General features: G+C 65.1%; 8 protein-coding genes, 1 tRNA gene and 1 pseudogene. All 10 read right to left on the minus strand.

From position 1 onward, the window contains the following. Positions 1–3,321: DNA-directed RNA polymerase subunit beta (gene rpoB, locus Q8O26_RS00850; RefSeq protein WP_305572545.1), on the minus strand; the 3,321-nt coding region annotated here is incomplete at its 3' end. A gap of 284 nt (positions 3,322–3,605) precedes the next feature. Beyond that, on the minus strand, positions 3,606–3,983 hold the full coding sequence (rplL, locus tag Q8O26_RS00855) for a 50S ribosomal protein L7/L12 (RefSeq protein ID WP_305572546.1): 378 nt from the start codon (positions 3,981–3,983) through the stop codon (positions 3,606–3,608). Between the two features lie 48 nt (positions 3,984–4,031). Next, positions 4,032–4,550: a 50S ribosomal protein L10 gene (gene rplJ, locus Q8O26_RS00860; RefSeq protein WP_305572548.1), complete on the minus strand. Its 519-nt coding sequence runs from the start codon at positions 4,548–4,550 to the stop codon at positions 4,032–4,034. 623 nt (positions 4,551–5,173) lie between these two features. Further along, positions 5,174–5,866, minus strand: a complete 693-nt coding sequence (rplA, locus tag Q8O26_RS00865) for a 50S ribosomal protein L1 (protein ID WP_296570792.1) — start codon at positions 5,864–5,866, stop codon at positions 5,174–5,176. Positions 5,867–5,869: 3 nt separating this feature from the next. Beyond that, positions 5,870–6,298 carry a 50S ribosomal protein L11 gene (gene rplK, locus Q8O26_RS00870; RefSeq protein ID WP_305572553.1) on the minus strand — a complete coding sequence of 143 codons (429 nt, stop codon included), beginning with the start codon at positions 6,296–6,298 and terminating at the stop codon, positions 5,870–5,872. Between the two features lie 182 nt (positions 6,299–6,480). Continuing rightward, positions 6,481–7,011 (minus strand): transcription termination/antitermination protein NusG, encoded by a 531-nt coding sequence (nusG, locus tag Q8O26_RS00875; protein ID WP_106747998.1) that lies wholly within the window; start codon positions 7,009–7,011, stop codon positions 6,481–6,483. 12 nt (positions 7,012–7,023) lie between these two features. Then, positions 7,024–7,221, minus strand: coding sequence for a preprotein translocase subunit SecE (gene secE, locus Q8O26_RS00880; protein ID WP_305572557.1), 198 nt, complete (start codon positions 7,219–7,221; stop codon positions 7,024–7,026). A 188-nt stretch (positions 7,222–7,409) separates the two neighbouring features. Further along, complete coding sequence (locus Q8O26_RS00885; protein ID WP_305572558.1) at positions 7,410–8,042, minus strand: LysE family translocator; 633 nt, start codon at positions 8,040–8,042, stop codon at positions 7,410–7,412. A gap of 63 nt (positions 8,043–8,105) precedes the next feature. After that, positions 8,106–8,181: transfer RNA gene (locus Q8O26_RS00890), tRNA-Trp, on the minus strand. Positions 8,182–8,231: 50 nt separating this feature from the next. Then, positions 8,232–8,418: pseudogene (gene tuf / locus Q8O26_RS00895) on the minus strand (elongation factor Tu); the annotation flags it as partial.

Below are 8,418 nucleotides of genomic sequence, written 5' to 3' on the forward strand. Positions count from 1 at the left end.
CGGCATGTCCTCGATCGGCACGATGCGGGAAACGACGCCCTTGTTGCCGTGACGGCCGGCCATCTTGTCGCCCGGCTGGATCTTGCGCTTCACGGCGATGAAGACCTTGACCATCTTCATCACGCCCGGCGGCAGTTCGTCACCGCGCTGCAGCTTCTCGACCTTGTCCAGGAAGCGCTGCTCGAGGCGGCGCTTGGACTCGTCGTACTGCTTCCGCATGGCCTCGATCTCGGCCATCAGAGCGTCGTCGGCGACACCGAAGGCCCACCACTGGCCGCGCGGATACTCGGCGAGCTGGTCGCGGTTGAGAACCGTATCCTTCTTGAAGCTCTTCGGACCCGAAATGCCGGTCTTGCCGTCGAGAACCTCGGCGAGGCGCCCGTAGACGTTGCGGTCGAGGATGGCCTGCTCGTCGTCGCGGTCCTTCGCGAGACGCTCGATCTCCTCGCGCTCGATCGCCATGGCGCGCTCGTCCTTGTCGACGCCGTGCCGGTTGAACACGCGCACTTCGACGATGGTGCCGGTGACGCCCGGCGGTACGCGCAGCGAGGTGTCGCGCACGTCCGAGGCCTTCTCGCCGAAGATGGCGCGCAGGAGCTTTTCCTCCGGCGTCATCGGGCTCTCGCCCTTCGGCGTGATCTTGCCGACGAGGATGTCACCCGCCTGCACTTCCGCGCCGATGTAGACGATGCCGGCCTCGTCGAGGTTCTTCAGCGCCTCTTCCGACACGTTCGGAATGTCGCGCGTGATCTCCTCCGGCCCGAGCTTGGTGTCGCGGGCGGAGACCTCGAACTCCTCGATGTGGATCGAGGTGAAGACGTCTTCCTTCACGATCCGCTCGGAAAGCAGGATGGAGTCCTCGAAGTTGTAGCCGTTCCACGGCATGAACGCGACGAGGACGTTGCGGCCGAGCGCCAGATCGCCGAGATCGGTCGAGGGGCCGTCGGCGAGGATCTCGCCCTTGTTGACGATGTCGCCGACACGCACCAGCGGACGCTGGTTGATGCAGGTCGACTGGTTGGAGCGCTGGAACTTCATCAGGCGATAGATGTCGACGCCAGACTTGGTCGGATCGAGATCCTCGGTGGCGCGGATGACGATACGGGTGGCGTCCACCTGGTCGACGACGCCGGTGCGGCGGGCGGCGATGGCGGCACCGGAGTCACGGGCGACGACCGATTCCATGCCGGTGCCGACGAAGGGCGCATCGGCCCTCACCAGCGGCACGGCCTGGCGCTGCATGTTCGAGCCCATCAGCGCGCGGTTGGCGTCGTCGTTCTCGAGGAACGGGATGAGCGCCGCGGCGACCGACACGAGCTGCTTCGGCGACACGTCCATGAAGTCGACGCGGTCGACGGGCAGCAGCAGCGTCTCACCCGCCTGGCGGCAGATGACGAGGTCTTCCATGAACTTGCCGCTCTCGTCGATCGGCGCGTTGGCCTGGGCGACGGAGTACTTCCCCTCCTCCATGGCCGACAGATAGATCACCTCGTCGGTGACCCGGCCGTCGCGCACCTTGCGGTAGGGCGTCTCGATGAAGCCGTACTTGTTGACGCGTGCGAAGGTCGCCAGCGAGTTGATCAGGCCGATATTCGGGCCTTCCGGCGTCTCGATCGGGCAGATGCGGCCGTAATGCGTCGGGTGCACGTCGCGCACCTCGAAGCCGGCGCGCTCGCGCGACAAGCCGCCCGGTCCAAGCGCCGAGAGGCGGCGCTTGTGGGTGATCTCGGACAGCGGGTTGGTCTGGTCCATGAACTGCGAGAGCTGCGAGGAACCGAAGAACTCGCGTACGGCGGCGGCCGCCGGCTTGGCGTTGATCAGGTCCTGCGGCATGACCGTGTCGATCTCGACCGAGCTCATGCGCTCCTTGATGGCGCGCTCCATGCGGAGCAGGCCGACGCGGTACTGGTTCTCCATGAGCTCGCCGACCGAGCGCACACGGCGGTTGCCGAGGTGGTCGATGTCGTCGATCTCGCCCTTGCCGTCGCGCAGTTCCACGAGCGTCTTGACGACGGCGAGGATGTCGTCCTTGCGCAGGATCCGTACGGTGTCCTCGGCGGTCAGGTCGAGACGCATGTTCATCTTCACGCGGCCGACGGCGGAAAGGTCGTAGCGCTCGCTGTCGAAGAACAGCGAGTGGAACATGGCCTCGGCGGTCTCGACCGTCGGCGGCTCGCCGGGGCGCATGACGCGGTAGATGTCGAAGAGCGAATCCTCGCGCGTCATGTTCTTGTCGGCGGCGAGCGTGTTGCGGATATAGGCGCCGATGGTGATGTGATCGATGTCGAGGGTCGGCAGGGCCTCGTAGCCCTCGCCCACCAGCATCTTCAGCATCTTCTCGGTGATCTCCTCGCCGGCCTCGGCATAGATCTCACCGGTCTTCATGTTGACCATGTCCTCGGCGAGATAGCGGCCCGCCAGTTCCTCGGTCGACAGGCGCAGCGCCTTCAGGCCCTTCTCGGCGAGCTTCTTGGCCTCGCGGACCGAGAGCTTCTTGCCGGCCTCGAGCACGACCTCGCCGGAATCGGCGTCGACCATGTCGTTGATGGACTTGTAGCCACGCATACGGGCGGCGTCATAGGGCACGCGCCAGCCGTCCTTCTTGTCCTTCGTCACCAGGATATGGTTGTAGAAGGTCGCCAGGATCTCCTCGGAGCCCATGCCGAGCGCGTAGAGCAGGCTCGTGACCGGAATCTTGCGGCGGCGATCGATGCGCGCATAGACGATGTCCTTGGCGTCGAACTCGATGTCGAGCCAGGAACCGCGATAGGGGATGATGCGGGCGGCGAACAGCAGCTTGCCCGAGGAATGGGTCTTGCCCTTGTCGTGATCAAAGAAGACGCCCGGCGACCGGTGCATCTGCGAGACGATGACGCGCTCGGTGCCGTTGACGATGAAGGTGCCGTTCGACGTCATGAGCGGGATGTCGCCCATGTATACGTCCTGCTCCTTGATGTCCTTGACGGACTTCGCGCCGGTGTCGGCGTCCACATCGAACACGATGAGGCGCAGCGTCACCTTGAGCGGGGCGGCGAAGGTCATGCCGCGCTGGCGGCACTCGTCGACGTCGTACTTCGGCAGCTCGAACTCGTACTTCACGAACTCCAGCATGGCGCTGCCGGAGAAATCGGTGATCGGAAACACCGATTTGAACACGGCCTGCAGCCCCTCGTCGGAGCGTCCGCCCTTGGGCTCGTCGACCATCAGGAACTGGTCATAGGACGATTTCTGAACCTCGATGAGGTTCGGCATCGTCGCGACTTCCCTGATTTTGCCGAAGAACTTGCGGAACCTTTTGCGGCCGGTGAAAGTCTGAGCCATGTCGCCTCTCGCTTGGGCCGCCAGGCGTCGGCGGCGGCCCTGGTTCCAGCGACGGGCGGGCTTGATGGAGCCGCTCCCGTCGCAGACGCCTGACCGGACGGTCCACATGCGGGCCGATAGGCGACCCTGGACCGTCCGGTCAAACGCTGACAACCTCTGTTAGATCAGCGGTGCCCGAAAGCCCCGCATTCGAATGCATATCCGCCTCACGGCGGGTCCGCTCCGGTCACCCGGGACGGAAAAGCCCGCACGGGCGGCCCGAAGACCGCCCGCGCGGAGCCTGATCACTTCAGTTCGACCTTGGCGCCGGCGGCTTCAAGCTGCTTCTTCAGCTTTTCGCCTTCGTCCTTGCCAACGCCTTCCTTGACGGCCTTCGGAGCGGCCTCGACGAGGTCCTTGGCTTCCTTCAGGCCGAGGCCGGTGATGGCGCGGACTTCCTTGATCACCTCGATCTTCTTGTCGCCGATGGCGGCAAGCATCACGGTGAACTCGGTCTGCTCCTCGACGGCGGCAGCGGCGACGCCGGCACCCGGGCCAGCGGCGACGGCCACGGCAGCGGCGGCGGAGACGCCCCACTTCTCTTCGAGCATCTTCGCGAGCTCGGCGGCTTCGAGAACGGTAAGCGACGACAGTTCGTCGACGATTTTGGCGAGATCAGCCATTTGCATTTTCCTTTTGAACGGTTCGAACCGGATTGAGTGAGAGGTGCCTCACGCGGCCTTGTCTCGGTCGGCATAAGCAGTGAACACGCGCGCGAGCTTTGCAGCGGGCGCGGTCGAGAGCTGGGCGAGCTTGGTCGCGGGAGCCTGGATGAGGCCCACGAGCTTGGCGCGCAGTTCGTCGAGCGACGGCAGTGTGGCGAGTGCCCTCACAGCGTCCGGGTTCAGAGCGGTCGTCCCCATGGCGCCGCCAAGGATGACAAACTTGTCATGCAGCTTGGCGAAGTCCGAGGCGACCTTCGGTGCCGCGACCGGATCCTGGCTGATGGCCAGAATCGTGGGACCCTTCAGCAGGGCTCCGATGGACGCGACGTCCGTGCCTTCGAGAGCGATCCTGGCGAGGCGGTTCTTGGTGACCTTCACTGACGCGCCCTGGGCCTTCATCTTGCGACGGAGGTCTTGCATCTGCGCGACGGTGAGGCCGGAATAGTGAGCGACGACGACGACGCCGGAGGTCTTGAAGACCTCGTTGAGCGTGCCGACCAGCTCCTTCTTTTCCGTGCGATCCACGTTTGCTCTCTCTGGTCGGGGCCTCCTTGCGGAGAACCCCGGGTTGCACCTGCCGATCATCGGCGCCGGCGAGCCGGCCTCCGAACGATCGACGTTCGGCCCTGTCCCCTCTGGAACACCGCGGGATGAATCCCTCGGCCGAGGTGCCTTGAGTTCGAACCCTTCCCTCGGCGTCACCGCCGGTGAAATGGTCTTCACCCGTCTGTGCAGGCTTGGCGATTAAGAGGGGAGACCCCCTCGCCTGCAGTCTCGGACAGGACGATCCGGTTTCGCGGTCCCGGGTCCTCGGACCCTCGTGGGACAACTCCACCGGCCTTGCCGCGCGGGTTTCCCTGCGCGGAAGCTCTTCACAAAACTCGTGTCGGACTCCTGATCAGGGTCCGGGAAGCTCCCGGCGTCTCCTGCGTCGACCGCACCCCCGAAAAACGGCGAATCGCGATCCTTGGGCCAAACGCAATGAGGGCGTGGTTGCCCACACCCCTAGCCGGCGTCGTCTAGCAAAGGCTTTTCCACTTGCCAAGGGGGGCAGGCCATTTTTCTGGCCTGCCCTACCTCGCTTGCAGAGCTGCATCCCGAACGCGCGACCGCTCGGAGCGCACGCGATGCGCGCGCCCCGGTCCGCATCAGGCGTTGAGAACGCTCGACGGGTCGACCTTCACGCCGGGCCCCATGGTCGAGGAGATCGCGATCTTCTGGACATAGGTACCCTTGGCGCCGGTCGGCCGCGCCTTCACGACGGCATCGGCGAAGGCCTTGATGTTCTCCACCAGCTTGCCGGGCTCGAACGAAACCTTGCCGACGGCCGAGTGGATGATGCCGGCCTTCTCGACGCGGAACTCGACGGCGCCGCCCTTGGAGGCTGCAACGGCCGACTTCACGTCCATGGTCACCGTGCCGACCTTCGGGTTCGGCATCAGGCCGCGCGGGCCCAGCACCTTACCCAGACGGCCGACGAGGCCCATCATGTCCGGCGTGGCGATGCAGCGATCGAAGTCGATCTTGCCGCCCTGGACGATTTCCAGCAGGTCCTCGGCGCCGACGATGTCGGCCCCGGCCGCCTTGGCCTCATCGGCCTTGGCGCCGCGGGCGAAGACGGCAACCCGCAGGGTCCGGCCGGAGCCGTTCGGCAGGTTGCAGACGCCGCGGACCATCTGGTCGGCGTGGCGCGGATCGACGCCGAGATTCATGGCGATCTCGATGGTCTCGTCGAACTTGGCCGTCGCGCGCTCCTTGACGAGCTTGACGGCGTCGTCGAGCGCGTAGGTCTTGGCGGCGTCGATGCCCTCGAGGGTCTTACGATAGCGTTTTCCGCTCATGGCTTACCCCACCACCTCGAGGCCCATGGAACGGGCCGAGCCTTCGATCATCGACGAGGCCGATTCGACCGAGTCGCAGTTCATGTCGACCATCTTCGCCTTCGCGATCTCGGCGATCTGGCCGCGCGTGATCTTGCCGATGAAGCCCTTGCCGGGGGTCGTGTGGCCCTTGTCGATCTTGGCGGCCTTCTTCACCCAGTAGGACACCGGCGGCTGCTTCATCTCGAAGGTGAAGGAGCGGTCCTGATAGGCGGTGATGACGACCGGGATCGGCATCCCCTTTTCCATCTGCTGGGTCTTCGCGTTGAAGGCCTTGCAGAATTCCATGATGTTGAGGCCGCGCTGACCGAGAGCGGGACCGATGGGCGGGGCGGGGTTAGCGGCCCCGGCCGGCACCTGCAGTTTGATGAATCCGACGATTTTCTTCGCCATGATGTCCTCCTGACGCACCCTTTCGGGCGGCCGGTTGGGTTTCGTGGTCGGGTTCGGAGCGGATGGCGAACCGCCGCTCCTCGCCTCCCACGGGTGAAGGAGGACCGGCGAACCGCCCCTCCGCCGACGGCCAGAGAGGCCGCCGGTATCGCTGCCGGCCGATGGCCGGCGGCACGATCAGGTCAGAGCTTGTCGACCTGACCGAATTCCAGTTCGACCGGCGTCGGCCGGCCGAAGATCGAGACGGCGACCTTGACGCGGGCGCGGCCGTCGTCGACCTCCTCGATGAAGCCCTCGAACGAGGCGAAGGGTCCGTCGTTGACGCGCACCTTCTCGCCGACCTCGAAGGTGATCGTCGTCTTCGGTCGGTCGACACCCTCCTGGACCTGCTGGGCGATGCGCATCGCCTCGGCTTCCGGGATCGGCATCGGCTTCTTGTCGGCGCCGAGGAAGCCGGTGACCTTCGGGGTGTTCTTGATCAGGTGATAGGCTTGGTCGGTCATGTCCATCTTCACGAGGACATAGCCGGGGAAGAACTTGCGCTCGGTGTCGATCTTGCGGCCGCGGCGCACCTCGGTGACGCGCTCCTTCGGCACGAGAATGTCCTCGAACAGTTCCGACAGGCCACGCTGGGCCGCGCCCTCACGGATGGCCTCGGCCACCTTGTTCTCGAAATTCGAATAGGCGTGGACCACGTACCACTGCTTCGCCACGGACGGGCTCCCTCAGCTGCCGAGCGAAAGGAGCGTCTGGACGCCCCAGCGGATCACCGAATCGGCGACGAAAAAGAAGATCGCCGAGACGATCATGAAGACCACGACCATGATCGAGGAGATACCGACCTCCTTGCGCGTCGGCCAGGTGACCTTGTTGGCCTCCTGGCGGACCTGCTGCATGAATTCGACAGGATTGGGTTTCGCCATGGTGAGAATCCGGACAGGGCCGCACACCGCTCCCACCCTTGGCGAGTGAAAGCCGGCGCGTCGGCCCGGAAAAAGGAAACGCGTCCCGCCGGATGTCCGTCACCGGGCCGGCAGGGAGTGGCGTCTGCTAACTGATCGGGACCGGCGCGTCAAGAAAATGTGGTCGTAGCCGGCCCTGGACCGCGGCATCAGCGGCTCTCGCTCCAGGCGAGCCGGAGCGCCAATGCTGCGAACACACAGCCCAGCAGGTATTGCGGCAGGCGAGCAAAGCGGCCGCTGGTGGCAAACCGCCGCCGCAGGCTGCCGACCATCAGGATCACCGCGCCATTCACGGCCAGGCCGATGAGATTGAGGATGGTCGCAAGAATCAGCGTCTGGATGACGATCGAGCCGAATTCCGGCCGGATGAACTGCGGAAACAATGCCAGCACGAACAGAACCATCTTCGGATTGAGCAAGTTGGTCAGCAATCCCTGCCGGAAGACGAGGCCTAACGGCACGGCCGTGAGCCCCTCCGAGGGCGCAAACCTCGCTCCGCCCGCTCGAAAACTCGCCCAGGCGAGCACCAGCAGATAGGCCGCTCCGGCCCAGCGCACCACGTCATAGGCCATGGGCATCGCAACAAGGAGCTGGGACAGGCCCAAGGCTGCAGCCAAAGCATGGGCGTAGGTGCCGGCCTGAATGCCTGCGAGCGTGGCAAAGCCCGCCTTGCGCCCTTGGCTGATGCTGCGCGAGGCGATCAACAGCATGTCCGGGCCGGGCGTCATCGTCAGCACCAGACAGGCCAGTGCAAACAACGCGAGCGTCGATAGGTCCAGCATGTCAGGCGCGGCTCCCTGAAAATGAAGAACCCCGGCGATCGGATCGCCGAGGTTCTTCGAATTTGGCAGGGGCTGGGGGATTCGAACCCACGACCTGCGGTTTTGGAGACCGCCGCTCTACCAGCTGAGCTAAACCCCTAGAGGACAGCCGAGGATATAGTCCGCCCCAGCCGTCCGATCAATCACCGATCACTCGATGATCGCAGCGACGACGCCGGCGCCGACGGTGCGGCCGCCCTCACGGATGGCGAAGCGCAGCTTCTCTTCCATGGCGATCGGCACGATCAGGTTGACGGTCATGGCGATGTTGTCGCCCGGCATGACCATCTCCGTGCCCTCGGGAAGGGTCACGATGCCCGTCACGTCGGTGGTGCGG

The organism is Phreatobacter sp. (assembly GCF_030691135.1).
GTDB lineage: Bacteria > Pseudomonadota > Alphaproteobacteria > Rhizobiales > Phreatobacteraceae > Phreatobacter.

What these genes read in the sequence shown, in the direction of transcription:
- rplA (WP_296570792.1), bottom strand. Translation starts at nt 5,866, where the DNA reads ATGAGCGGAAAACGCTATCGTAAGACCCTCGAGGGCATCGACGCCGCC.
- Q8O26_RS00885 (WP_305572558.1), bottom strand. Translation starts at nt 8,042, where the DNA reads ATGCTGGACCTATCGACGCTCGCGTTGTTTGCACTGGCCTGTCTGGTG.
- rplK (WP_305572553.1), bottom strand. Translation starts at nt 6,298, where the DNA reads ATGGCGAAGAAAATCGTCGGATTCATCAAACTGCAGGTGCCGGCCGGG.
- rplL (WP_305572546.1), bottom strand. Translation starts at nt 3,983, where the DNA reads ATGGCTGATCTCGCCAAAATCGTCGACGAACTGTCGTCGCTTACCGTT.
- secE (WP_305572557.1), bottom strand. Translation starts at nt 7,221, where the DNA reads ATGGCGAAACCCAATCCTGTCGAATTCATGCAGCAGGTCCGCCAGGAG.